The sequence below is a fragment of the Micromonospora sp. URMC 103 genome (assembly GCF_051386435.1).
Classification (GTDB): Bacteria; Actinomycetota; Actinomycetes; order Mycobacteriales; family Micromonosporaceae; genus Micromonospora.
Window position 1 is genome coordinate 2,309,204 of sequence record NZ_JBPQTR010000005.1, and the last position, 23,219, is coordinate 2,332,422.

At 74.4% G+C, this 23,219-nt stretch carries 25 protein-coding genes; 5 read left to right on the top strand and 20 right to left on the bottom strand.

Features of this window, described 5'->3' with window-relative positions; genetic code table 11:
• Positions 1 to 72: 72 nt before the first annotated feature.
• Entirely contained in the window at positions 73 to 1,017 is a 945-nt protein-coding gene (locus ACSNOA_RS23830; protein WP_436661548.1) for a terpene synthase family protein, read from the top strand.
• A 303-nt stretch (positions 1,018 to 1,320) separates the two neighbouring features.
• On the opposite strand, the gene ACSNOA_RS23835 is transcribed toward ACSNOA_RS23830, so the two are convergent.
• Positions 1,321 to 1,596 carry a hypothetical protein gene (locus ACSNOA_RS23835; RefSeq protein WP_436661550.1) on the bottom strand — a complete coding sequence of 92 codons (276 nt, stop codon included), beginning with the start codon at positions 1,594 to 1,596 and terminating at the stop codon, positions 1,321 to 1,323.
• Between the two features lie 979 nt (positions 1,597 to 2,575).
• Here ACSNOA_RS23835 and ACSNOA_RS23840 point away from each other — a divergent pair.
• Complete coding sequence (locus tag ACSNOA_RS23840; protein ID WP_436661552.1) at positions 2,576 to 4,402, top strand: AMP-dependent synthetase/ligase; 1,827 nt, start codon at positions 2,576 to 2,578, stop codon at positions 4,400 to 4,402.
• A gap of 42 nt (positions 4,403 to 4,444) precedes the next feature.
• On the opposite strand, the gene ACSNOA_RS23845 is transcribed toward ACSNOA_RS23840, so the two are convergent.
• Positions 4,445 to 5,902, bottom strand: a complete 1,458-nt coding sequence (locus ACSNOA_RS23845; RefSeq protein WP_436661553.1) for a PLP-dependent aminotransferase family protein — start codon at positions 5,900 to 5,902, stop codon at positions 4,445 to 4,447.
• A 58-nt stretch (positions 5,903 to 5,960) separates the two neighbouring features.
• On the opposite strand from ACSNOA_RS23845, the gene ACSNOA_RS23850 reads away from it, so the two are divergent.
• Positions 5,961 to 6,614, top strand: a complete 654-nt coding sequence (locus ACSNOA_RS23850; RefSeq protein WP_436661555.1) for a YczE/YyaS/YitT family protein — start codon at positions 5,961 to 5,963, stop codon at positions 6,612 to 6,614.
• 101 nt (positions 6,615 to 6,715) lie between these two features.
• Positions 6,716 to 7,177: a hypothetical protein gene (locus tag ACSNOA_RS23855; protein WP_436661557.1), complete on the top strand. Its 462-nt coding sequence runs from the start codon at positions 6,716 to 6,718 to the stop codon at positions 7,175 to 7,177.
• 18 nt (positions 7,178 to 7,195) lie between these two features.
• On the opposite strand, the gene hisF is transcribed toward ACSNOA_RS23855, so the two are convergent.
• The 11 genes from hisF to hisD all read right to left on the bottom strand — a co-directional run bounded on the left by hisF (position 7,196) and on the right by hisD (position 14,995).
• On the bottom strand, positions 7,196 to 7,963 hold the full coding sequence (gene hisF / locus ACSNOA_RS23860; RefSeq protein ID WP_436661560.1) for an imidazole glycerol phosphate synthase subunit HisF: 768 nt from the start codon (positions 7,961 to 7,963) through the stop codon (positions 7,196 to 7,198).
• Between the two features lie 126 nt (positions 7,964 to 8,089).
• Positions 8,090 to 9,094: an NADP-dependent oxidoreductase gene (locus ACSNOA_RS23865; protein ID WP_436661562.1), complete on the bottom strand. Its 1,005-nt coding sequence runs from the start codon at positions 9,092 to 9,094 to the stop codon at positions 8,090 to 8,092.
• Positions 9,091 to 9,516: an organic hydroperoxide resistance protein gene (locus ACSNOA_RS23870; protein WP_436661563.1), complete on the bottom strand. Its 426-nt coding sequence runs from the start codon at positions 9,514 to 9,516 to the stop codon at positions 9,091 to 9,093. Before ACSNOA_RS23870 ends, ACSNOA_RS23865 begins: the two co-directional genes overlap by 4 nt.
• Before the next feature lie 6 nt (positions 9,517 to 9,522).
• Entirely contained in the window at positions 9,523 to 9,969 is a 447-nt protein-coding gene (locus ACSNOA_RS23875) for a MarR family winged helix-turn-helix transcriptional regulator (protein ID WP_436661565.1), read from the bottom strand.
• A gap of 82 nt (positions 9,970 to 10,051) precedes the next feature.
• Complete coding sequence (gene priA, locus ACSNOA_RS23880) at positions 10,052 to 10,777, bottom strand: bifunctional 1-(5-phosphoribosyl)-5-((5-phosphoribosylamino)methylideneamino)imidazole-4-carboxamide isomerase/phosphoribosylanthranilate isomerase PriA (protein ID WP_436661567.1); 726 nt, start codon at positions 10,775 to 10,777, stop codon at positions 10,052 to 10,054.
• A 14-nt stretch (positions 10,778 to 10,791) separates the two neighbouring features.
• Positions 10,792 to 11,115, bottom strand: a complete 324-nt coding sequence (locus tag ACSNOA_RS23885) for a hypothetical protein (protein ID WP_436661569.1) — start codon at positions 11,113 to 11,115, stop codon at positions 10,792 to 10,794.
• A 47-nt stretch (positions 11,116 to 11,162) separates the two neighbouring features.
• Positions 11,163 to 11,789 (bottom strand): imidazole glycerol phosphate synthase subunit HisH, encoded by a 627-nt coding sequence (hisH, locus tag ACSNOA_RS23890; RefSeq protein ID WP_436661570.1) that lies wholly within the window; start codon positions 11,787 to 11,789, stop codon positions 11,163 to 11,165.
• Positions 11,786 to 11,959 carry a hypothetical protein gene (locus tag ACSNOA_RS23895; RefSeq protein ID WP_436661572.1) on the bottom strand — a complete coding sequence of 58 codons (174 nt, stop codon included), beginning with the start codon at positions 11,957 to 11,959 and terminating at the stop codon, positions 11,786 to 11,788. The genes hisH and ACSNOA_RS23895 overlap by 4 nt, the downstream gene beginning before the upstream one ends.
• On the bottom strand, positions 11,959 to 12,570 hold the full coding sequence (hisB, locus tag ACSNOA_RS23900; RefSeq protein ID WP_436661574.1) for an imidazoleglycerol-phosphate dehydratase HisB: 612 nt from the start codon (positions 12,568 to 12,570) through the stop codon (positions 11,959 to 11,961). The genes ACSNOA_RS23895 and hisB overlap by 1 nt, the downstream gene beginning before the upstream one ends.
• 35 nt (positions 12,571 to 12,605) lie before the next feature.
• Positions 12,606 to 13,676, bottom strand: a complete 1,071-nt coding sequence (locus ACSNOA_RS23905; protein WP_436661576.1) for a histidinol-phosphate transaminase — start codon at positions 13,674 to 13,676, stop codon at positions 12,606 to 12,608.
• Positions 13,673 to 14,995, bottom strand: coding sequence for a histidinol dehydrogenase (gene hisD, locus ACSNOA_RS23910; protein WP_436661578.1), 1,323 nt, complete (start codon positions 14,993 to 14,995; stop codon positions 13,673 to 13,675). Before hisD ends, ACSNOA_RS23905 begins: the two co-directional genes overlap by 4 nt.
• A gap of 107 nt (positions 14,996 to 15,102) precedes the next feature.
• Between hisD and ACSNOA_RS23915 the strand changes: the two genes are divergently transcribed.
• A complete protein-coding gene (locus ACSNOA_RS23915) occupies positions 15,103 to 15,807 on the top strand; it encodes an LON peptidase substrate-binding domain-containing protein (RefSeq protein ID WP_436661579.1) in 705 nt (234 codons plus the stop codon).
• Here ACSNOA_RS23915 and ACSNOA_RS23920 read toward each other — a convergent pair.
• The 7 genes from ACSNOA_RS23920 to ACSNOA_RS23950 form a co-directional block, all read right to left on the bottom strand.
• Positions 15,722 to 16,669: a DUF2567 domain-containing protein gene (locus ACSNOA_RS23920; RefSeq protein ID WP_436661580.1), complete on the bottom strand. Its 948-nt coding sequence runs from the start codon at positions 16,667 to 16,669 to the stop codon at positions 15,722 to 15,724. The genes ACSNOA_RS23915 and ACSNOA_RS23920 overlap by 86 nt on opposite strands.
• A gap of 57 nt (positions 16,670 to 16,726) precedes the next feature.
• Positions 16,727 to 18,307, bottom strand: coding sequence for an ATPase (locus tag ACSNOA_RS23925; RefSeq protein WP_436662428.1), 1,581 nt, complete (start codon positions 18,305 to 18,307; stop codon positions 16,727 to 16,729).
• A 32-nt stretch (positions 18,308 to 18,339) separates the two neighbouring features.
• Entirely contained in the window at positions 18,340 to 19,407 is a 1,068-nt protein-coding gene (locus tag ACSNOA_RS23930) for a hypothetical protein (RefSeq protein WP_436661582.1), read from the bottom strand.
• A 43-nt stretch (positions 19,408 to 19,450) separates the two neighbouring features.
• Positions 19,451 to 20,395 carry an RluA family pseudouridine synthase gene (locus tag ACSNOA_RS23935; RefSeq protein WP_436661584.1) on the bottom strand — a complete coding sequence of 315 codons (945 nt, stop codon included), beginning with the start codon at positions 20,393 to 20,395 and terminating at the stop codon, positions 19,451 to 19,453.
• Positions 20,392 to 21,006, bottom strand: a complete 615-nt coding sequence (gene lspA, locus ACSNOA_RS23940) for a signal peptidase II (protein ID WP_436661586.1) — start codon at positions 21,004 to 21,006, stop codon at positions 20,392 to 20,394. Before lspA ends, ACSNOA_RS23935 begins: the two co-directional genes overlap by 4 nt.
• A 64-nt stretch (positions 21,007 to 21,070) precedes the next feature.
• Positions 21,071 to 21,490: a TraR/DksA family transcriptional regulator gene (locus ACSNOA_RS23945; protein ID WP_436661588.1), complete on the bottom strand. Its 420-nt coding sequence runs from the start codon at positions 21,488 to 21,490 to the stop codon at positions 21,071 to 21,073.
• A gap of 226 nt (positions 21,491 to 21,716) precedes the next feature.
• Complete coding sequence (locus tag ACSNOA_RS23950) at positions 21,717 to 23,216, bottom strand: potassium/proton antiporter (RefSeq protein ID WP_436661589.1); 1,500 nt, start codon at positions 23,214 to 23,216, stop codon at positions 21,717 to 21,719.
• Between the last annotated feature and the right edge of the window lie 3 nt (positions 23,217 to 23,219).

A 23,219-nucleotide genomic window follows, 5' to 3' on the forward strand; every position in this document is an offset into this window, starting at 1 on the left:
ACCCGCACCGATCTCTCCTCCCGTAGGCTTCCCCCGACTGTCCCGCACCGGCACGGCGCAACTGGGGGCACCATGCGGACCTTCGCGGTCTCGGCGCTGCGGGAACCCCCCTTCCTCGCACGACGCCACGACAGCACCGATCTGGTGGCCGGGGAGAGCACTGCCTGGGCACAGAGTTTCGGCCTGATCGGTTCCGGTCACCGGCTGCACCGCCTGCGCCGAGCCGACGTCGCCGGGCTGGCCGGCCGGGCGTGCCCGGAGGGGCCGCCCGAGGGCCTGCGCCTGCTCGCCGACCTGATCTCCTGGCTGTTCGTGATGGACGACGCCTGCGACGAGGACGGCCTCGGCGCCGCGCCCACCCGGTTGGCGCCGGTCGTGGCGGCCCTGCTCGACGTGCTCGAACGGCACGGCGACTTCACTCCGGCGCCCCCCGGCGGCGGCCCGCTCGGGGCGGCGCTGCACGACCTCTGCCGCCGGGTACGCGCCCGCGGCCAGTCGGCCCTGCTGCTGCGTTTCGTGAGCCGGCTGCGGGACTACCTGCTCGCGCTGCTGTGGGAGGCGACGAACCGGGAACACGGGCGGGTCCCGAGCGTGGCCGAGTACGTCCAGATGCGCCGGCACACCGGCGGGGTCCACCCCAGCTTCGCCCTGACCGATCTCGCGCTCGGCGGGCTGCCGGGAGATCCCGTACGCAGCGACCCGGCGCTGGTCGCCCTCGACACCCTCGCGGCCGACCTCGTCTGCTGGTGCAACGACGTCTTCTCCTACGGCAAGGAACGGACTGCACCGGACGGGCACAACCTCGTCACGGCGATCCGCCGGGAGGCCGGCCAGGACGAGGACGCCGCGCTGCGGGCCGCCGCGGACCGGTTCAACCACACGCTCCTGGCGTACCTGGCCGTGGAGCCCCAGGTGCTGGCCACCGGCGAGCCTGCGGCCCGGACGGTGATCGACGCCCGGCGCAACTGGATCCGGGCCACCTACGACTGGTCCATGGTCGCCGCCCGGTACGCCTGAGCAGCCGTACCGCCGGGCGGTACGGGCCTGTCAAACGATCATCGGGGCTAGCCGTCGCAAACCCGACACCACCACGGCGGGTACCCGCCGTCCGCGCCTCGTATCTCGCCGCGCGGGCGCTGTTCTTCGTCGGCGGCTCGATCGTCAACGCGATCGATGACGCTGGCAGCAGCGAGGACCCCAGCCTGACGGAGTGCATCGGCGAAGAGGTCTGCTGATCGACGCTCAACGTGCACAAGGATGAGGGCAGGGCGTTCGGTGCCGGCCCTCCGTCGTGTCCACCGCAGTCGGCCGGCGTGCCGCTCACTCCCGCAGGTAGCTGATGAAGTGCTTCACGCAGTAGATCGCGAGCACGAACGCCCCAATCCCCCCGCCGATGGGGAACAGCGAGTTGATGATGAGGTCGTTTCGCTGCTCGTCGGCTGACAGCGGGGGGTTGAAAGGCGAGCCCCGGGTGAGGTTCCTCTGTGGCTCGAAATTGATGATCTCCTGAACCGGAATCCAGATGAGCGCGACGCCTCCGGCTGTAAGCAGACCCAGGAACACCACGACGAAAACCGTGGCCAGCGCCTTGCGCACTCCCCTACTTGGTCGGGGCACATCGACCTCCTGATGACCCTGCTCGGTCTGTTGCTCCGCATGTTCCGCAGGCGCTAGACCGGCAGGCAGAGCCCGAAGAACAGCAGCGCGAGGATCGCCGCCACCAGCACCATCTGGCCGGTGGTCCAGGCGGGCTTGACCACCACGCCGCTCGGCATGGGCGAGATCGTGGCCGCGGTCCGCCAGTCTCGCGGACGTAGACGCGCGACCGGCCGCTGCGCGGCGTCATGCGGAACCCGCAGACGATGCAGCGGCCATTGCATCGTCCATCGTGACCTGCCACGCCCGGGGACGGATCTTGCCGGTCGCCGAGAACGGACTGTCCGGCGGCGGCGGTGTCGAGGACGTATCGGTGGCGGACATGGGGAGGCTCCAGGGCGGGCGGTCGCAGCCAAGGCGGTCTATCGCAGCGTATGGCTGGGCTGCAAACCAGGCAACGGAGGCAGGGCCGTTGCGCGCTGCAAGTCCGCAGTGACGCCCCCTGTGCAGCCAGCGCGCGTCAGTCCGCAGGCGCCTCTTCCGATGAGGCAGAGCCGGCAGCTGTTGGCTTGGCTGGTTGCTGGAGATGACAGCCGTAGGAGGGGGGTCCCGTTCAGGCCACGGGCTGGACGGCAGACGACAGCACGTTTGGCGCACGCCTAGCGCTGGCGCGTCAGCGCATGGGCTGGGGCAACGTCAAGGAGGCAGCGACGGAGTGTGGGTCGCCGTCGAGAGCTGGCGCACGTGGGAGCGCGACAACGTGGCGCCGCGGAATCTCCTGGACGTGGTCGAGAAGATCAGCAAGCGGACGGGGTGCGACTACGCGTGGCTACTGACCGGACCCGCTTGGCGGCGCATGGCGGTGCAATACCCTTCGCTATCCGAGATCGGCCGAAAGTACGAGGGACGGTGGCGATACTCTTCGGTAACCACCATGACGTGACGATCGTCACGCCACACCCCCGAAGGCGGCACAGCGATGGCTCTCGATGTACCGTACCGCTCCATCCCGGACATGTTCCTCAAGCGCGTGGCGGCGACCCCCGACCGCCAGGCGTTCGCCCACCCCGCGGCCGACGACTCCGGCCCGGTCTGGCTGACCTGGGCCCAGGTCGGGCGCCGGGCCAGGGCGATCGCGGCCGGCCTGCACGGCCTCGGCGTCGGTCTGGAGCACCCGGTGGCGATCCTCGCGAACACCCGGCTGGAGTGGGTGCTCGCGGATTTCGGCGTCATGTGCGCCGGCGGTGCGACCACGACCGTCTACCCGACCACCGAGCCGGAGGACGCGACCTACATCATCGCCGACTCGGGCGCCCGGGTGCTGTTCGCCGAGAACCCGGCCCAGGCCGCCAAGATCGCGGGCGCCGACCTGCCGGCGCTCACCCACGTCGTGCTCTTCGACGGCGCCCCCGACCCGGCCGCCGCCGTCCCGCAGCTCACCCTCGCCGACCTGGAGGAGCGGGGCGAGCGCGCCCTCGCCGCCGAGCCGGACCTCGTCGACATGCTCGTCGCCGGGATCGGTCCCGACCACCTGGCCACGCTCATCTACACCTCCGGCACCACGGGGCGCCCGAAGGGCGTCGAGCTGCTGCACGGCGGCTGGTGCTGGGAGGGCGTCGCGCAGGCCGAGCTGGGCCTGCTGCGCGAGGGCGACCTCCAGTACCTGTGGCTGCCGCTGTCGCACTCGTTCGGCAAGACCCTGCTCTGCGGCGCGACCCACGTCGGCCTGCCCACGTACGTGGACGGCCGGGTGGACAAGCTTGTCGACCTGCTGGGCGTCATCCGGCCGACGCTCATGTGCGGCGCGCCCCGCGTCTTCGAGAAGGTCTACAACAAGGCGGTGACCAGCGCCCAGGCCGGCGGCGGGGCGAAGGCGAAGATCTTCGCCTGGGCCGTGGCGGTCGGCAAGGAGAAGGTCGCCCTCGAACAGGCGGGCCGCCCGGTCCCCACCGGGCTGAGGTTGCGCTACCGGGTCGCCGAGAAGCTGGTGTTCAGCAAGCTCCAGGCCCGCCTCGGCGGCCGGATCCGGGTGCTGGTCTCCGGCGCGGCGCCGCTCAGCCCGGAGATCGCCACCTTCTTCGCGGCCGCCAACCTGCCGATCTCCGAAGGCTACGGGCTCACCGAGACCAGCGCGGGCAACTTCGTGAACCCGCCGAACGGGTTGCGGATCGGCACCGTCGGCACGGCCATGGGCGACCTGGAGTGCCGGATCGACACCGACGGGGAGATCCTCGTCCGGGGGCGGCCCGTGATGCGCGGCTACCACAACCTTCCCGAGGAGACCGCGGCCGCGTTCACCGAGGACGGCTTCTTCCGCACGGGCGACATCGGCAGCCTGGACGACCAGGGCTACCTGCGCATCACCGACCGGAAGAAGGACCTGGTCAAGACGTCCGGCGGCAAGTACGTCGCGCCCTCGCACATCGAGGGCATGTTCAAGGCGATCTGCCCGTACACGTCGCAGGCCATCGTGATCGGCCAGGCGCGCAACTACTGCACGATGCTCGTCACGCTCGACCCGGACGCCATCCGTGGCTGGGCCGCCGGCACCGAGCTGGAGGGGCGCGACTACGCGACGATCGTGGCCTCCCCGCAGGCGCAGGCCATGGTCGAGGGGTACGTGGCCGAGCTCAATGGCAAGCTCAACCGCTGGGAGACGATCAAGAAGGTCACGATCCTGCCGCGCGACCTCACCATCGAGGACGGCGAGATCACCCCGTCGCTCAAGATCAAGCGGCGCGGCGTGGAGCGCAACTTCGCCGCCGAGATCGACCGCATGTACGAGGGCAGCCTCGCCGAGCTGTGAGCGTCCCGTCGCCGGCGACCGCGCGCGGAGGGCGCCGCGGGCTCAGGTGATGACCGCGGGTTCCCGCCACTGCGGACGGGCCGCCCGGTCCAGGTCGTAGCGGACCGCGGCGATCCGGCCCACCGCCTCGACGAGGTCGGCCGACGGCAGCGTGAACGGCAACCGCAGGAACCGTTCGAGCGTGCCGTCCAGGCCGAACCGGGGGCCGGGCGCCAGTCGTACGCCGACCTCCTCGGCGGCCCGGGCCAGCGCGCTGGAGATCGGGCCGTCGAGTTCCGCCCACAGCGTCACCCCGCCCCTCGGCACGGTCACCCGCCAGTCCGGCAGCCGCTCGGCGAGCGCGCCCAGCAGGGCGTCCCGTTGCGCCGCGAGCTGCGCGCGGCGGGCCGCCACGATGGTCGGCGCCTCGGCCAACAGGTGCACCGCCACCAACTGGTCCAGCACCGGGCTGGCCATGTCCACGCCGACCCGCGCGGCGGCCAGGCGCTGCACCTGCGGGGCGGAGGCGCGTACCCAGCCGATGCGCAGCCCACCCCAGTACGGCTTGCTCATCCCGCCGATCGACACCACCCGGGAGTGCCGGTCGAAGGTCGCCATCGGCGGCGGCAGTGGCGTGCCGTCCAGCGGCAGGTCCACGAAGGACTCGTCGACGACGAGGTCGGTGCCGGCCGCGTGGGCCGCCGCCACCACCCGCTCGCGCAGGTCGGCGGGCATGAGGTGGCCGGTGGGGTTCTGGAACTCGGGGATCAGGTACGCGAGCTTCGGCCGGCCCTGGCGGAGGCTGCCGAGCAGCAGGTCCGCGTCCCAGCCGGTGCCGTCGGTGGCGAGCCCGTGGGTGGTGATCCGGGCCCGGCGGGCCGCGAGCGCGGCGAGCGCGTTCGGGTAGGTCGGCGCCTCGACGAGCACGCTGCCGCCCGGCGCCAGCGCGAGGCGCAGCACCAGGTCGAGCGCGTGCTGGGTGCCACTGGTCACCATGATCTGGTCGGCCGAGGTGGGCAGACCCCGCGCGGTGTACGCGCCGGCGACCGCCTCCCGCAGCTCGACGATGCCGGTCGGGTGGTAGCCCGCGCCGCCCAGGTAACGGGGCAGGTCCTCGGCGGCGGCCCGGGCCGCGGGCACCAGTTGCGGCGGCGCGGCCAGCGCGGCGACCCCGAGGTCGATCACGTCGACGTCGTCCTGCGGGGTCCAGAGCCCGGAGCTCGCCACGCGGTGGTTGCCGGGCAGCATCGTCCAGCTGCCGGCGCCCCGGCGGCTGGCCAGGTGGCCGGTGTCCCGCAGTTGCCGGTACGCGGCCGTCACCGTGGTCCGGCTGATCCGCAGCGCCTCGGCCAGCTCCCGCTCGGCCGGCAGTCGTACGCCCAGCGGCAGCCGGCCGTCGGCCAGCAGCCCGCGAACGGCCGCGGCGAGTGCCGCGTAGTCGGGGCTGCGCCGCCGGCCGGGCAGGGCATGCCACTGGCCGAGCAGGCGGGCCAACTGGACTCCCCGCACCTGACTGGTCATGGCCACTCCCCCGAGATTGGCTCTATTACTCGGCCAATTGGCACCTAGGGTGGCATGCATGGCAGCGATTGGCAATCTTCGGCACCGGCCGGTTCGGCGGCTGACCCAGCTCTACACGGGCCTGGCCCTCTACGGCGTCAGCATGGCCCTCATGATCCGGTCCGGGCTGGGCCTCGACCCGTGGGACGTGTTCCACCAGGGCCTGTCGAAGCTCACCGGGCTCTCCTTCGGCACGGTGACCATCGCCGTGGGCGCGCTCGTCCTGCTGCTCTGGATCCCGCTGCGGCAGCGGCCCGGCCTCGGCACCGTCAGCAACGTGGTGGTCATCGGCCTCGTCGTGGACGCCACGCTGGCGCTGCTGCCCGCCGGTGGCCCACTCTGGGTCCGCATCGGGCTGCTGGCCGCGGGGATCGTGGCCAACGGGGCCGCGACCGGGCTCTACCTCGGCGCCCGGCTCGGCCCCGGCCCCCGCGACGGCCTCATGACCGGGTACGTGGCCCGCCGGCCGCACCGCTCGATCCGGTTGGTGCGCACCGTGATCGAGGTCACCGTGCTGGCGCTCGGCTGGCTGCTCGGGGGCACCGTCGGCGTCGGCACCGTGGCGTACGCGCTCGCCATCGGCCCGCTCGCCCAGGTGTTCATTCCCCTGTTCGCGGTGGCCGGGCCGGAGTCGCCCGCCGCCGGGCGGGTGGCGCCGCAGCCGGCCGGCTGACCGGTCACCCGGCGTCGGAGCGCGGCCGGCGGAGGGTGGCGACGCGGGAGCCGGGTGGGCCGGGTGTTCCCTTCCGCGATCCGCCCCGGCATCATCACTTCATGGCGGAGAACGGATGGCGCTGGAGCGACGCCTGGATCTTCGTGTCCCTCGTCATCGCGAGCGGCGCCGGGCGGCACCGACGGGCCGCGTCCAGCCGGCGACCGGAGGGCGTCCGTCTCACCGACGTCCTCTCCACGGCCGACCACCTCAACCGCACGATCCCGCAGCGGGACGAGGTCGAGGCAGCCGTCCGCCGCCTGCTGGGCGCCGGGCTGGTCAGCGTGAGCGACGGCTGGTTCCGCATCACCCCCGAGGGTGAGCGTCTCTGGCGCAGCCGGCCCAGCGCGGGGCTGGCCACCACCGTCGACACCGTCCAGGGCGTGCTGAGCCGCCGGCCCGCGCCCGGCGGGGCCGACTGGTCGCTCGACGAGGCCGACCACGCGGCCGCCGTGCAGGAGTACCTGGTCCGTTCCATCCCGACCCCGCGCCGCTCGCCGGAGGGGCACCCCGGCCGGGACTGAGGGGCGCGGCCGACGCGGTCAGCGGACGGGATGCCCGCCGCGGCGCAACGCGTCCTTGACGTCGCCCACGGTCAGCTCGCCGAAGTGGAACACGCTCGCCGCGAGCACCGCGTCCGCGCCGGCGTCGACCGCCGGCGGGAAGTGCGCCACCGCGCCCGCGCCACCGCTCGCCACCACCGGCACGTCCACCACCCGGCGCACCGCCTGGATCAGCTCCAGGTCGAAGCCGGCCTTGGTGCCGTCGGCGTCCATCGAGTTGAGCAGGAGTTCCCCGGCGCCTAGCTCGGCGCCGCGGCGGGCCCACTCGACGGCGTCGAGCCCGGTGCCCCGGCGGCCGCCGTGGGTGGTCACCTCGAAGCCGCTCGGCGTGGCCCCGGCCGGCGCCCGGCGCACGTCGAGCGAGAGCACCAGCACCTGCCGGCCGAACCGGTCGGCGATCTCGGCGATCAGCTCCGGCCGGGCGATCGCCGCCGTGTTCACCCCCACCTTGTCGGCGCCCGCCCGCAGCAGCGTGTCCACGTCGGCGACGCTGCGCACCCCACCGCCGACGGTCAACGGGATGAAGACCGACTCGGCGGTACGCCGGACCACGTCGAGCATCGTGCCGCGGTCGCTGCTGGACGCGGTGACGTCGAGGAACGTGAGCTCGTCGGCGCCGGCCCGGTCGTACGCCGCGGCCAGCTCGACCGGATCGCCGGCGTCCCGCAGGTCGACGAAGTTGACGCCCTTGACCACCCGTCCGGCGTCCACGTCGAGGCAGGGGATCACCCGTACCGCCACCGTCATGCCGCCGAGCCTATCCCCTCCCCCGCCGACACCCCCGGGTCTCGCCGATCATGGAGTTGTGGTGCCGGTTTCGGCGCGGTTCACGGCTTTCATCCACCACCACAACTGCATGATCGACGCGCCTCGTCAGAGGCGGACCAGCATCTTGCCCAGGTTCTCGCCGCGGAGCAGGCCGAGGAACGCCGCGGGGGCGTTCGCGATGCCGTCGACCACCGTCTCGTCGTAGGAGACCCGCCCCTCGCGCAGCCAGCCGGCCATCTCCCGGACGAACTCGTCCCGGAGCCCGGCGTGGTCGCCCACGAGGAAGCCGCGAAGCGTGAGCCGCTTGCCGATCACCAGCGACAGGTTGCGCGGCGCGGCCGGCGGCTCCGCGTCGTTGTACTGCGCGATCATGCCGCAGATCGCGACCCGCCCGTGCGGCCGCAGCGCCGAGATCGCCGCTTCGAGGTGGTCGCCGCCCACGTTGTCGAAGTAGACGTCGATCCCCTCCGGGGCGGCCGCCTTCAGCGAGTCGCGGACCGGGCCGTCGTGGTAGTCGAACGCGGCGTCGAAGCCGAGCGCCTCGAGCCGCGCGACCTTGGCCGGGGAGCCGGCGCTGCCGACGACCCGGGTGGCGCCCCGGAGCTTGGCGATCTGCCCGACGAGGCTGCCCACCGCTCCGGCCGCCGCGGAGACGAAGACCGTCTCCCCAGGCCGCATCCCGGCAACCTCCAGCAACCCGGCGTACGCGGTCAGCCCGACCATGCCGAGCACGCCCAGGTACGCGGTCACCGGCGCCAGGTCCGGGTCGACCTTGCGCGCCGAGGCGGCGTCGACCAGCGCGTACTCCCGCCAGCCCAGCCCGTGCAGCACGGTGTCGCCGGGGGCGAAGCCCTCCGCCTCGCCGGCCACCACCTCGCCGACGGCGCCCCCGTCGAGCGGGGCGTCGAGCGCGAACGGCGGCACGTACGACTTCACGTCGTTCATCCGTCCCCGCATGTACGGGTCGACGGACATGTACCGGTTGCGGACCAGGAGCTGCCCGGGTCCCGGCTCCGGCACGTCGGTCTCAACCAGCCGGAAGTTCTCGGCGGTGGGCCAGCCGTGCGGGCGCGACGCCAGGTGGATCTCCCGGTTCCCCGCCCCGATCACGCGGCGGCCCGCACGGTGAGCGTGACCTCGATGTTGCCGCGCGTGGCGTTCGAGTACGGGCACACCTGGTGCGCCTGCTCCACCAACCGCTCGGCGGCGGCGCGCTCCACGGCGGGCAGGTCGACGACGAGACCGACGGTCAGGCCGAAGCCGCCGGACCCGTTCGGGCCGATGCCCACCTCGGCCTCGACGACCGAGTCGGTCACGTCGGCCTTGGCCCGGCGGGCGATCATCCGCAGGGCGGAGTGAAAGCAGGCCGCGTAGCCGGCGGCGAAGAGCTGCTCGGGGTTCGCGGCACCGCCGGCGCCACCCATCTCCCGCGGCACCGCGAGGTCGAGGTCGAGCGTCGCGTCGCTGGTGCGCACGTGGCCGTCACGGCCGTCGCCGGTGGCCCGCGCGGACGCGGTGTAGAGCACCTGCATGAGGGGTCACTGCTCCTTCTGTCGGTGGATGGTCTCGGTGACCCGGGTGAGCGTGTCGCGCAGGGCGACCAGCTCGGCGGCGGTGAGCCCGGTGGCCCGGGCCAGGCGCAGCGGCACGTCCTCCATCCGCTCGCGCAGGGCACGGCCGGCGTCGGTCAGCTCCACCTCGACCCGGCGCTCGTCGCGGGCGGAGCGGCGCCGGACCACGAGCCCCACCGCCTCCAGCCGCTTGAGCAGCGGAGAGAGCGTGCCGGAGTCCAGCCGCAGCTCCGCGCCGAGCTCGGAGACGGCCGGGGCGTCGCCGTCGCGCTCCCAGAGGACCAGCAGCACGAGGTACTGCGGGTAGGTCAGCCCCACGGCGTCGAGGATGGGCCGGTAGACGTCGGTCATGGCGCGCGACGCCGCGTAGAGCGCGAAGCACACCTGCCTCCGCAGCACCAGGTCATCGGTCACCCGAAAAACGTAGCTCGCAATTTAGTTGCGCACAACTTATCCGGTGCGCGAGCGTCGGGCGGAGCAGCGCCGGCCGACCGTCTCAGGCCGACGCGAGCGTCTCCAGCGCCTCGGCCACCGTGAACGCGCCCGCGTAGAGCGCCTTGCCGGCGATGACGCCCTCCACGCCGATCGGCTCGAGCGTCGCCAGGGCGCGCAGGTCGTCCAGCGTGGAGACGCCGCCGGAGGCGATCACCGGCGCGTCGGTGCGGGCGCAGACCGCGCGCAGGAGGTCCAGGTTCGGCCCGCGCATCGTGCCGTCCTTGGTGATGTCGGTGACCACGTACCGCGCCGCGCCCGCCTTGTCGAGCCGCTCCAGCACCTCGAACAGGTCGCCGCCGTCGCGGGTCCAGCCGCGCGCCGAGAGGGTACGACCGCGCACGTCCAGCCCGATGGCCACCCGGTCGCCGTGCTCGCCCACCACCCGGTCACACCACACCGGATCCTCGAGGGCGGCGGTGCCGATGTTCACCCGGGCCGCGCCGGTGCCCAGGGCGGCGAGCAGCGACTCGTCGTCGCGGATGCCGCCGGACAGCTCGACCTTCACGTCGAGCTGCCGCACCACCTCGGCCAGCAGGTGCGCGTTGGTGCCGCGACCGAACGCGGCGTCGAGATCCACGAGGTGGATCCACTCGGCGCCGTCACGCTGCCAGGCAAGTGCCGCCTCCAGCGGGTCGCCGTAACTCGTCTCGCTGCCGGCGGCGCCCTGTACGAGCCGGACGGCCTGGCCGTCGGCGACATCCACGGCGGGTAACAGGGTGAGGCTCAACGTCTTCTCCTCGGTCAGGTACGACGGTCCAGTGCGATCACCACGATCGCCGGCAGTACGAGCAACAGCAGCACGACCAGCGCGATCCGCAGCGCCAGGTCGTCCACCAACGACCAGATCAACACGAGCGCCGCCACGGTGAGCAGCACGATCCCGGCCCGTTCGGCGCGGCTGTGCCGGACCAGCCGGCCGGCACCACGCCGGCGGAGGCGGGGTGTGAGCCGGCGGACCAGGACGCGCCGCCGCTCCCGGCGGGCCACCCGGCGCCGGCGGACGGCACGTTCCCGGGCCAGCTCGGCCTCACGCTCGGCCCGCCGGCGGGCCCGTTCCTTGCTCATGCCGCACCCCGCCCGGCCCCGGCGGCGGCCATCTCAGCCACCGGCGGTCACAGGGTGGCCAGCCAGTTGCGCAGCAGGGCGGCGCCGGTGGCGGACGACTTCTCCGGGTGGAACTGCGCCGCCGACAGCGGCCCCCGCTCGACCGCCGCCACGAAGTCCGTGCCGTGGTGGGCGGTGGTCACCGTGGCGCCCGTCGCGGCGAGCGCTCCCGGGTCGGTCACCCCGTACGAGTGGACGAAGTAGAACCGGCTGTCGGCGGGAAGGCCGGTGAAGAGCACCGACGACCCGGGCGCCCGGACCGTGTTCCAGCCCATGTGCGGAAGGCGGGGCGCCGGGAGCTTCGTGACGCCGCCGGGCAGCAGCCCGAGCCCCTTGGTCACCACGCCGTGCTCGTCGCCGTGCTCGAAGAGCACCTGCATGCCCACGCAGATGCCGAGCACCGGGCGGCCGGCGGCCACCCGGTCGGCGATCACCGGGCCGGCGCCCAGCGCCTCGATCCCCGCCATGCAGGCCGCGAACGCGCCCACGCCGGGCACCACGAGACCCGTGGCGCCGGCCGCGACCGACAGGTCGTCGGTCACCCGCACCGACGCTCCGGCGGCGGCCAGGGCACGCTCGGCCGACCGCAGGTTGCCCGACCCGTAGTCGAGCACCACCACGTCCGGGCCGCTCACTGGCCCTCCCCCGGCAGCACCCAGAGCACCCCGCCGACGGTGGCCAGTACCGCCAGCACGGCGACGACAAGCACGGCGACCTTGGGCGCGCCCTGCCGGTGCAGCGACCAGACGCCGCCGACCAGCACGCCGGCCAGCACGAACAACAGGATCGGCAGGGCGCCACCCATTAGAGAGCGCCCTTCGTGCTCGGCACCGCGCCGGCCGCCCGCGGGTCGATGGCCGTGGCCTCCCGCAGCGCACGGGCGACCGCCTTGAACTGCGCCTCCACCACGTGGTGGGCGTCCGGGTGGCCGCCGGGGCGGGCCGCGCGCAGCACGTCCACGTGCAGGGTGATCCGCGCCGCCTGGCCGAAGGACTCCCACACGTGCCGGGTCATGCTGGTCGGGTAGACCGGCCCGATGTACGGCGCCAGCGGCGGCTCGTCGTGCAGCACGTACGGCCGGCCGGACAGGTCGACCGCGGCGCGTACGAGCACCTCGTCCATGGGCACGGTGGCCGAGCCGTACCGCCGGATGCCGGCCTTGTCGCCCAGCGCCTGGTCGAGCGCCGCGCCCAGCGCGAGGGCCGTGTCCTCCATCGTGTGGTGCGCGTCGATCTCCAGGTCACCGACCGTGTGGACGGTCAGGTCGAAGCCGCCGTGCCGGGCGATCTGGTGCAGCATGTGGTCGTAGAAGCCGACGCCCGTCTCGATGTCGGCCTTGCCGGTGCCGTCGAGCTCGATCTCGACGAGGACCTTGGTCTCCTTGGTGATCCGCTCGACCCGTGCGGTGCGGCTCATCGCTCGCCTCTCGATTCGCGGGGCTGGCACGCCCACTACAGCTTCTCCATGGCGGTGAGGAAGGCATCGGTCTCGGCGGGGGTGCCGGCCGTGACCCGCAGCCACCCGGGCAGGCCGACGTCCCGGACCAGCACGCCGTGCTCCAGCAGCGTGCGCCAGGCGGCGGCCTGGTCGCCGCCGACCTCGAACAGTACGAAGTTGGCGTCGCTGTCGGCGACCCGCAGGCCGCGGCCACGCAGCTCGGCGACGATCCGGTCGCGCTGCTCCTTGATCGCGGCGACCGTGCCGAGCAGGGCGTCGCGGTGGGCGAGCGCCGCGCGGGCGGCCGCCTGGGTGAGCGCCGACAGGTGGTACGGCAGCCGGACCAGTTGCACGGCCTGCACGACCGCCGGGTCGGCGGCGAGGTAGCCCAGCCGCCCGCCGGCGAACCCGAACGCCTTGCTCATCGTGCGCGTCACCACGAGCCGGGGGTGGCCCGGCAGCACCGCGAGGGCGCTCACCGTGCCCGGCCGGGCGAACTCCGCGTACGCCTCGTCGACCACCACCATGCCGGGCGCCGCGTCGAGCACGGCCGCGACGACCGCCGGATCCAGGGCCGTGCCCGTCGGGTTGTTCGGCGAGCAGAGGAAAACAACGTCCGGGGCCTGCTCACGGACCTGGGCCACCGCCTCCTCGGCGGTCAGCCCGAAGTCGGCGCCGCGCCGGCCGGGCACCCACCGGGTGCCGGTGCCGAGGGCCAGCAGCGGGTGCATGGAGTACGCCGGCACGAAACCGAGCGCGCTGCGCCCCGGCCCCGCGAACGCCTGGAGCAGCTGCTGCTGGATCTCGTTGGAGCCGTTGGCCGCCCAGACCTGCTCGACGGTCAGCCCGTGGCCGAGGTAGCCCGCGAGGTCGGCGCGCAGCGCCACGGCGTCCCGGTCCGGGTAGCGGTTGAGGTCGCGCAGCTCGGCGCTGAGGGCCTTGCCGATGGCGTCGACCACCGGCTCCGGCACCGGGTAGGAGTTCTCGTTGGTGTTGAGCCGCACCGGCACGTCGAGCTGCGGCGCGCCGTACGGCGTCCGCCCCCGCAGGTCGTCGCGGAGCGGCAGGTCGTCGAGGCTCGTCACGACGTGCTCCCGGGGAACCGTGCCCGCACGGCCTGGCCGTGCGCGGGCAGGTCCTCGACCGACGCCAGGGTGACCACGTGCGGTGCCACGTCGCGCAGCGCGTCCTGCGAGTATTCGACCAGGTGGATGCCGCGCAGGAACGACTGCACCGACAGCCCCGAGGAGTGCCGGGCGCAGCCGCCCGTGGGCAGCACGTGGTTGGAGCCGGCGCAGTAGTCGCCGAGCGACACGGGCGACCAGGCGCCCACGAAGACGGCCCCGGCGTTGCGGACGCGCAGCGCCCACTCCCGGGCGTCCCGCGTCTGGATCTCCAGGTGCTCGGCCGCGTACGCGTCGACCACCCGCAGCCCGGCGTCGAGGTCGTCGACCAGCACCACGCCGCTCTGCTCGCCGGTCAGGGCCGTGGTGACCCGCTCGGCGTGCTTGGTGGCCGGCACCTGCCGGGCCAGCTCCCGCTCGACGGCCTCGGCCAGCTCCACGGACGGGGTGACGAGGACGCTCGCGGCGAGCGGGTCGTGCTCGGCCTGGCTGATGAGGTCGGCGGCCACGTGCGCCGGGTCGGCGGTGTCGTCGGCCAGGATGGCGATCTCGGTGGGGCCGGCCTCGGCGTCGATGCCGACGACGCCCCGCAGCAGCCGCTTGGCGGCCGTGACCCAGATGTTGCCCGGGCCGGTGATCATGTCGACGGGATCGCAGTGCGCCTCGCCCGCGGCGTCCACGGCCGCGCCGTACGCGAGCATGGCGACCGCCTGGGCGCCGCCGACGGCGTAGACCTCGTCGACGCCGAGCAGGGCGCACGCGGCGAGCACCCGCGGGTCGGGCAGGCCGTGGTTGTCCTTCTGCGGCGGGCTGACCACCACGAGCGACCGGACCCCGGCCGCCTGGGCCGGCACCACGTTCATGACCACGGTCGACGGATACATGGCGAGGCCGCCGGGCACGTAGAGCCCCACGCGGTCGACCGGAACCCAGCGCTCGGTCACCGTGCCACCGGGCACCACCTGCGTGGTGTGGTCGCGCCGGCGCTGGTCGCCGTGCACCTTCCGGGCCCGGGCGATCGACTCCAGCAGGGCGGCGCGGACCTCCGGGTCGAGCGTGCCCTCGGCGGCGGCGATCGCCTCGGCCGGGACCCGCAGCACCTCGGGGCTGACACCGTCGAACCGCTCGCTCGCCTCCCGGATCGCCGGGTAGCCATGCTCCCGTACCGCCTCCACGACGGGCCGGATGCGCTCGACGGCCACGGACACGTCGAGCTGGGCACGGGGCAGCAGGCGGCGCGGGTCGCGGGCGACACCACGCAGGTCGATCCGGTTCAACACCCTTGCGAGTCTAGGCGGCCGGCCGGTGCGCCGGCCGGCAGCGCCCGCACGGCGGGACGGTGAGCCGGGCCACGCCACCGGTACGGGATCGGGCTAGGCTCGACGGCGTGACTGCGCGGTTGCCGGTGTTCCCGCTCGGAACGGTGCTCTTTCCCGGCCTGGTGCTGCCGCTGCACATATTCGAGGAGCGCTACCGCGCCCTGGTCCGGCACCTCGTCGGGCTGCCCGAGGGTGCCCCACGCGAGTTCGGCGTGGTGGCCATCCAGGCGGGCTGGGAGGTCACCCCGACCGACCCCGGAGGCCGTCCGCTCCCGGGCGGCGGGGACGTCACCCTGCACGAGGTGGGCTGCACGGCCGAGCTGCGGCAGGTCACCGAGTTGGCCGACGGGGGCTTCGACATCGTCACGGTGGGCCGGCGCCGGTTCCGGATCGCCGACGTGGACCGCCGGTCCGCCCCCTACCTGACGGCCGAGGTGGAGTGGCTGCCCGAGCCCGGCGGCCCGGACGAGACCGCCGAGGCGCTGGCCGCCCGGGTGATCGCCGTGTTCCGGCAGTACCTCAAGCTGATCCGCCCCGACCCGGACGAGATCACCGAGCAGCTGCCGGAGGATCCGACCGTGCTGTCCCACCTGGTCGCCGCGACGGCGGCGCTCACCGTCGACGACCGGCAGCGGCTGCTGGCCGTCGACGACACGGCGGGCCGGCTCCGCGCCGAGCTGCGGTTGCTCAACCGCGAGGCGGCTCTCCTGCGCCAGGTGCGGGCGGTTCCGGTGCCGCTGTCGGAGCTGGCGTCGCCACCGACGCCCAACTGAGACCGGCGTCGGGCGCCGGCTCCGGGCGCAGCGACGGCCACCGGGACCAGCCGGCCAGCAGCGTGTACGCGACGGCGGCGCCGAACGCGGGGAGCAGCAGGTCGCCGTGCGGCACGGGCAGCGCGCCGAGGAACCAGTCGATCCCCCCGGCGCGCAGGTCGGCCGGCTTGGTGAACGCCTGCCCGTCCGGGGCGGTGGCCAGCAGCCGGTCGAACGTCCCGAGGCCGATCCGCCGCCCCACCTGCCACGCCACGACGGCCGCCGCGAAGGCGCCGAGCACCGCGCTGGCCAGCCCCACCGGCCCGCGCTGTCGGCGCAGCACGAACCAGAGCGCGAGGCCGGCGAGCACACCGAAGCCGAGGCCGAGCAGGCTGAACCAGCCGTCCGCCGCGATCGGCTGCTCCGGCTGCGGCAGACCGTAGACCGCCCCGTCCGGGGTCTTGATCACGGGGGTGTCCGGCGCGACCGCCGCCCAGAGCAGACCGAGCGGTACGCCCAGCACCGCGAGCGCCACACCGGAGCCGACGGCTCCGGCCCAGGCCCGCCCCCGCGAGCCCGGTGCCGGCGCGGCGCCCATCGCCGCGGCGTCGACTCCGGCGGCCGGCGGCGCCGTGGTCGGGCCGAGCCGCGGGTCCGCGAGCCCGCCTCCCGGCACCGCCGGGCCGGTGACCGCCGGGCCGGTGACCGCCGGGCCGTTGACCGCCGGGGGCGGGCCGGCCGCCGGAGGCGTCCCCGCCGCAGGCGTCCCCGGGGTGGGGGCGTCCGGCTCCGGGTCGGCCGGGGCGGCCGCCGGAGGCGCGGGACGGGCGGGTTCGCCGGGACGGGCGGCGGGTCGGTCGGCGTCGGGGGTGTCCGGGCTCACCCGATGATCCTCTCAGGCGGGCGTACGGGCGCGGGTGCCGGTGGGGTCACACCCCCCTCACCGGGCGAAGGGCTCCAGCATCACCGCGGCGGCGCGCAGCCAGGCGTCCCGCGTCTCCGGCTGGAGCTGGTGGTACTCGATCGACGACCCGGTCTCCAGCGCCGGGTCGTACGGCACCACGGCCACGGCACGGGTGCGGCTCGCGAAGTGCCGCTCCAGGTCGGCCTGCAACGCCGACCGCCCGGGCGTCGGGCAGGAGATCAGCGTGACGGCGTTCTCGGCCAGCTCGCCCATGCCGACCTCGTGCAGCAGGTCGAGCATCCAGTCGGCGCTGAACGCCGCGTCCTCGCGGGGAACGGTGGTGACCACGAGCTGGTCGGCGGCCTGCATCACGGTGCGCCAGTTGGGGCTCTCCACGTTGTTGCCGGTGTCCACACAGACCACCTCGTGGGTGCGGCGCAGCAGCTCCAGCACCCGCCGGACGGTGAACTGGTCGAGCCGCTGCGCGAACCGGGGGCTCTCCTCGCCGGCCAGCACGTCGTACGAGCCGTCGGACGCGTGCCGGAGGAAGTCGTCGAGACGCTCGTGCAGGGCGTCGCCGTCGAGGATCTCGATCTGGGCCAACTCGCTGATCAGGTGCCGGATGGTCCGGGCGTGCCGGGCGCTTCCCGCGCGCAGCCCGAGCGTGCCGCGCAACTCGTTGTCGTCCCAGGCCAGGACGCCCCGCCCGCGGACGCTGCCGACGGTGGCCGCGGCGAGCACCGTGGCCGTCGTCTTGTGCACGCCACCCTTGGGGTTGGCGAAGGCGAGCACCCGCGGGGTGCCCAGCTCGCCGCGCAGCACCGCCTTGGCGCGCTCCACCTCCGGGTCGGGCGCGGGTGGACGCCACCCGGCCCGGGCCGGGTACCCGCGGTCGGCGACCGCGGGCGGCGCGGCCGGTGCCGGCGGCGCGGGGACGGGCGGTGGCAGGGCGGGCGTGGGCGGCGGAGCGACCGCCGGGACCGGCGGAGCGGCGTAACCCGTCGCGGACCGGTAGTCGGTCTCCAGCAGGGCGTAGCGGGACTCGCCCGCTGGCGGCTCGTGCCGGTAGCCGTTCTCCAGCAGCGCGTACCGCGACTCCGGCGGCTCGGGGCGCCGCTGCTCGGGCACCCGGTACGCGGGCTCGCCCGGATATCCCGACTCCGGTCGGACCGGATATCCCGGCTCCGGCCCGCTGGGGTATCCCGGCTCCGGCCCGCTCGGGTAACCCGGCTCCGGCCCGCTCGGGTAACCCGGCTCCGGGCGGTACGCCGGCTCGGCCCGGTAGGCCGGGTCGACCCGGTACGTGGCCCCGGCCCGGTAACCGGGCTCGGCGCCGTACGCCGGCTCGCCCGGCTGGTGAACGGCGGACGCCCGGCCGGCGTAACCGTTGCTCGCCGAGCGCCGCGGCAGCGGCTCCGGCGGAGGCAGCGGCTCGGGCGGAGCCAACGGCCGCGGCGGCGGAAGTGGCTCCTCGACCCGCCGGTCGGGCTCGGGCTGCTCGGCGCCCCGGCCGGCGTGGCGGGCACGGTCGAGCAGCGCCCGCCACCGCGGCGCCGGTTCGGCCGCCCGGCCCCAGCCGGTCTCGCTGCCCTCCACGGCTCGCCTCCCCAGCGCGATCGATCTCCGCCTGACAGGCTACGAAGGAAACACTATTCGGACCACACCGACCCGCGCACAACCCGCCCGCCGGTCCAGGACGCGGCCGACGCCGTCGGGGCGTCAACCGGGGCGTCCGGCGAGGTGGTGACGGCCGCCGGCGGCGACGGGGGCGCCGTCGACGGCGTCGGCGGGGGTGACGAATCCGTCACGATTGGCGCGGGTTCCGACGATTCACCCACCGTCGGGGTGGGTCGCGCCGGGAGTGTCCCGCCCGTCCCCGGCGACGTGGCGGGCGGGTGCGCCCCACCCGACGGTGCCGGCGCGGGCAGCGCCGCGTCGGCCGGCGGCCGGACCACGTCGCGCTGCTCGGGCAGCGGCGGGGTGAACACCGTCCGCTCCAGCCGCTGCACCTCCGGCGCGGGGTCGACCGCACGGACGGCCCGGCGGCCGGCGACGGCCCGCAACGCGGACGGCTGCGCGCGCACCACGGCGGCGTAGACGCAGGCGCAGCCGGCCCGGTAGGCCGCCGCCTCCGCGGCGGCGACCTCGGCGCCGCTCGCGTACACCTGGCGCAGCTCGACGTCGCCGCTCGCGGCGGCGCGGGCCCGGTAGTCGGCGACCTCCCGGTCCTTCCGGGCGGCCAGGGCCGTCATCCCGGCGGCCACGTCGTCGGGCACGCGCAGCGCCGGGATCCGGACGATCTCGGTCTGCCGGCCGGGCAGCGGCACCCGCCCGAACACGGCGGAGACCGACACGTCCCCGAGCACCGGGGCCAGACGCTGCGGCGGCAGGTAGCTGTCGAGCGAGACCAGGGCGTAGGTGCCGTCCGCCGTGGCCTCCCGCAGCGCGGCGAGGTCGGCGGCCGCGGCGCGCAGGTAGCCCGGAACCGAATCACCGTCGACGACCCCCACCCGGGTCACCTCGCCGACCGTCGGATCCCCGACGGGCCGGTCGTCGGTCACCCAGACCGCGGTGAGCAGCACCGCCGCGGCCGACACCAGCGCGGCCCCGGTGAGCACGCCGGAGCGGGCCGGGGCCTGCCCGAGACGCGCCACCGCCCGCGTCAGGGGCGGCAGCAGCCGGTGGTCGAGCTGGCGCAGCAGATCGCCGGCGCGCACGGGCGGGTCCCCTCGTCGGTCGGTGTCCGGGCGGGTTGCCGCGTCAGTCGCGGAGGATCCCGAGCGCCCGTTCCAGGTCGTCAGGGTAGTCGCTGACGAAGCGGACCTCGTCCCCCGTTCGGGGGTGCACGAAGCTCAACTCGCGGGCGTGCAGCCACTGCCGTTCCAGGCCGAGCCGGGCGGCCAGCGTCGGGTCCGCCCCGTACGTGAGGTCGCCCACACACGGGTGGCGCAGCGTCGAGAAGTGCACCCGGATCTGGTGGGTTCGGCCGGTCTCCAGCCGGACGTCGACGAGGCTGGCCGCCGGGAACGCCTCGAGGGTGTCGTAGTGGGTGATGCTCGGCTTGCCCCCGGAGACCACCGCCCAGCGGTAGTCGTGCGTGGGGTGCCGGTCGATCGGGGCGTCGATGGTGCCGCGCAGCGGGTCCAGGTGGCCCTGCACCACGGCGTGGTAGCGCTTCTCCACCTCGCGGTACTTGAACGCCCGCTTCAGCGCGGTGTACGCCTGCTCGCTCTTGGCCACCACCATGATCCCGGTGGTGCCCACGTCGAGGCGGTGCACCACGCCCTGCCGCTCGGCCGCGCCGCTCGTGGAGATGCGGTGGCCGATCGCCGCCAGCGCGCCGATCACCGTCGGGCCCGTCCACCCCGGACTGGGGTGCGCGGCGACGCCCACGGGCTTGTCCACCACCACGATGTCGTCGTCGGCGTAGATCACCCGCAGGCCGGGCACCGCCTGCGGCACCACGGTCGGCGGCGCGGCCGGCGCGGGCAGGGTGACCTCCAGCCAGGAGCCGGCCTTCACCTTGTGGGAGTTGGGCCGCACCGCGCCGTCGACCAGCGCGTCACCGGCGTCGACCAGGGCCGCGGCGGCGGTGCGGGACAGCCCGAAGAGACGGGACACCGCCTGGTCCAGCCGCATGCCGTCGAGGCCGTCGGGCACGGGCAGCGAACGCTGGTCGCCGCCCGCGGCGAACGCGGAGGTCATGCGCGCTCCCGCTGCTCGGCGCCGGTCACGGCCGGGTCCTGCGCGGGTCGGCCGTCACGGCCGACCCGCCCGCCGTCGCGCTGGCGGCCGGTGAGCTCCAGCAGCACGGCGAGCACCACACCGCAGACCAGCGAGCTGTCGGCCAGGTTGAAGACCGGGAAGTACTCGCCGAACGGGCCGAAGACGCTGATCATGTCGACCACGTGGCCGACGAAGTGCCCCGGAGCCCGGAAGATGCGGTCCATGAGGTTGCCGAGCGCCCCGCCGAGCACCAGGCCCAGCGAGATCGCCCACGGGGTCGACCGCAGCCGCACCGCCATCCAGCCGATCCAGCCGATGACCGCGATGGTGATGAGCGGGAACACCCACGTGTGGTCGGAGCCGATGCTCCAGGCGGCCCCGCTGTTGCGGACGAGGTTGAGATAGATGAGGCCGCCCAGCAGCCGCACCGGCTCGCGGTCGGTCAGGTTGACCAGCGCCAGGTGCTTGGTGAGCAGGTCGAGGAGCAGGGCGACCAGCGCGGTGCCGGCGAGGATCGCGACGGCTGCGGGCCGGGGCCGCGGGCCCCTCGGCTCGGCGCTGCCGGACCCGGCGGACGGTGCTGCGCTCATCTGCTCCCCATCGACACTCTCGACGGTGATCAGCCACCGTCTCCGTCGGCGCCGGGAAGCGACGTCAGCGCCGCTCCTCCAGCTGCTTGCAGGTCACGCAGAGGGTGGCCGACGGGAAGGCGGCGATCCGCTCCACCGGGATCGGGTTGCCGCACCGCTCGCACCAGCCGTAGCCGCCCTCGTCGAGCCGTTCGAGTGCCCGCTCGACCTGCGTGATCCGTTCCAGAATGCTGTTGGCGAGGGAGATCTCCTGCTCCCGCTCGAACGTCTTCGTGCCGGTGTCGGCCTGGTCGTCCCCGGCCGAGTCGGTCAGCCGGTCGCGCTGCAGCTCGGTGATCTCGCTCAGCGTCTGATCGTACTCGGCGCGGAGCTCGTCGCGCCGCGCCGCCAGGGCCGCCCGGATCTTCTCGGTCTCCGCCGCGCTGCGGGTGGGCTTCGCCGCCGCCTTGCGGCCGGCGGTCCTGGTGTCGGCTGGCTTCGCCATCGTCGCTCCCTCGGCCGCGGAACCGCGGTGATCCGCGGCGCCTGGACAGGGGGCGCCGACCCGGGCGTCCCCCCACGTACGAAAAGGGGCGCGCGGCGACCACCGCCGCGCACTCCAGAGGTTGGCAAGAATACGGAACGTACAGGCGTCCGACAACGTGCCGCACCGACGCACCGCTATTCAGCCCCAAGCCCCACCTAACCGGGGCAAAAGGAACGCTAGCAGATCAACCGTCCCGATCATCGCCGTACTCGCCAAACCACCGGGCCAGCCGACCCCGCCGGCTGACGGCGCGCAGCCGGCGTTCCGCCTCGTCGCGCACCCCGCCGATGGCGACGATGAGCAGGCTGTCGCCGGTCTTCAGCCGGGTGTCCGGCCCGGGTACGAACCCCGCCCCGTCGCGCAGCACGAGGGTCACGGACGCGCCCAGCGGCAGGCGCAGCTCGTCGACGTGCACCCCGGCCAACCGCGAGCCCGGCGGCACCTCGAGTTGCAGCAGGTCGGCCCGCATCCGCTCCAACGGCGCCGTCTCGACGTGGATCTCCGCCGCCTCGGCCGGCGCGGTCACCCCGAGTCGACGGGCCACCGGCGCGAGCGTCGTGGTCTGGAGCAGCGTGAAGATCACCACCAGCACGAAGACCGCGTCGAAGAGCCGTTCGGCCCCGGATACGTGCTCCGACAACGGGATCGTGGCCAGCACGATCGGCACGGCGCCCCGCAGCCCCGCCCAGGACAGGAACGCCTGCTCGCGCGGTGCGACCCGGAACGGGAGCGCGGACACGGCCACGGACAGCGGCCGGGCCACGAGGACGAGGGCCAGCCCGGTCACGATCGCGGGGAGCACCGCCGCGTCCAGCCGCGCCGGCGACACCAGCAGCCCGAGCAGCACGAAGAGGCCGATCTGGGCCAACCAGGCGAGCCCGTCGGCGAAGCCGAGGATCGCCTGCCGGTGCGGCAGCCGGGAGTTGCCGAGCAACACCCCGGCCACGTAGACGGCGAGGAAGCCCGAGGCGTGCAGCACCGCGCCGGCCCCGTACGCCAGCACGGTGAACCCCACAACCCCGATGGGGTACAGCCCCGCCGAGGGCAGCGCGCCGCGGCGCAGCGTCCACCGGCCGGCCAGCCCGGCGGCGACGCCGACCGCCGCGCCGACGGCCAGTTCGTACCCGACGACGCCGACCTCGTACCACCACGGGTGGTCGACGCCCTCCCGGGACAGCAGCACCACGAGCAGCACGACGGGCGCGTCGTTCATGCCGGACTCGGCCTCGAGGGTCGCCACCAGCCGGGGCGGCAGCCGCAGCCGGCGCAGCGTGGCGAAGACCGCGGCGGCGTCGGTCGAGGAGAGCACCGCGCCGTAGAGCAGCGCGAGCCGCCAGTCCAGCCCCAGCAGGAAGTGGACGGCCACGCCGACCACCACGATGCTGACCACCACGCCCACGGTGGAGAGCGCGGCGGAGAGCCCGAGCACCGGGCGCAGCGTGCTCCAGCGCGCGGTCAGCCCGCCCTCGGCGATGATCACGATGAGCGCGCAGAAGCCGAGCGTACGGGTGAGGTCGGCGTCGTCGAAGCGAATGCCCAGTCCGGCCTCGCCGATGGCCACGCCGAGCGCCAGGTAGAACAGGAGGCTCGGCACGCCGAGACGGCTGGACAGCCGGACGGCCCCGACCGCCACCAGCAACACGGCCGCGCCCACGAGCAGCGCGGAGTCCAGCCCCGGTGTCACGGT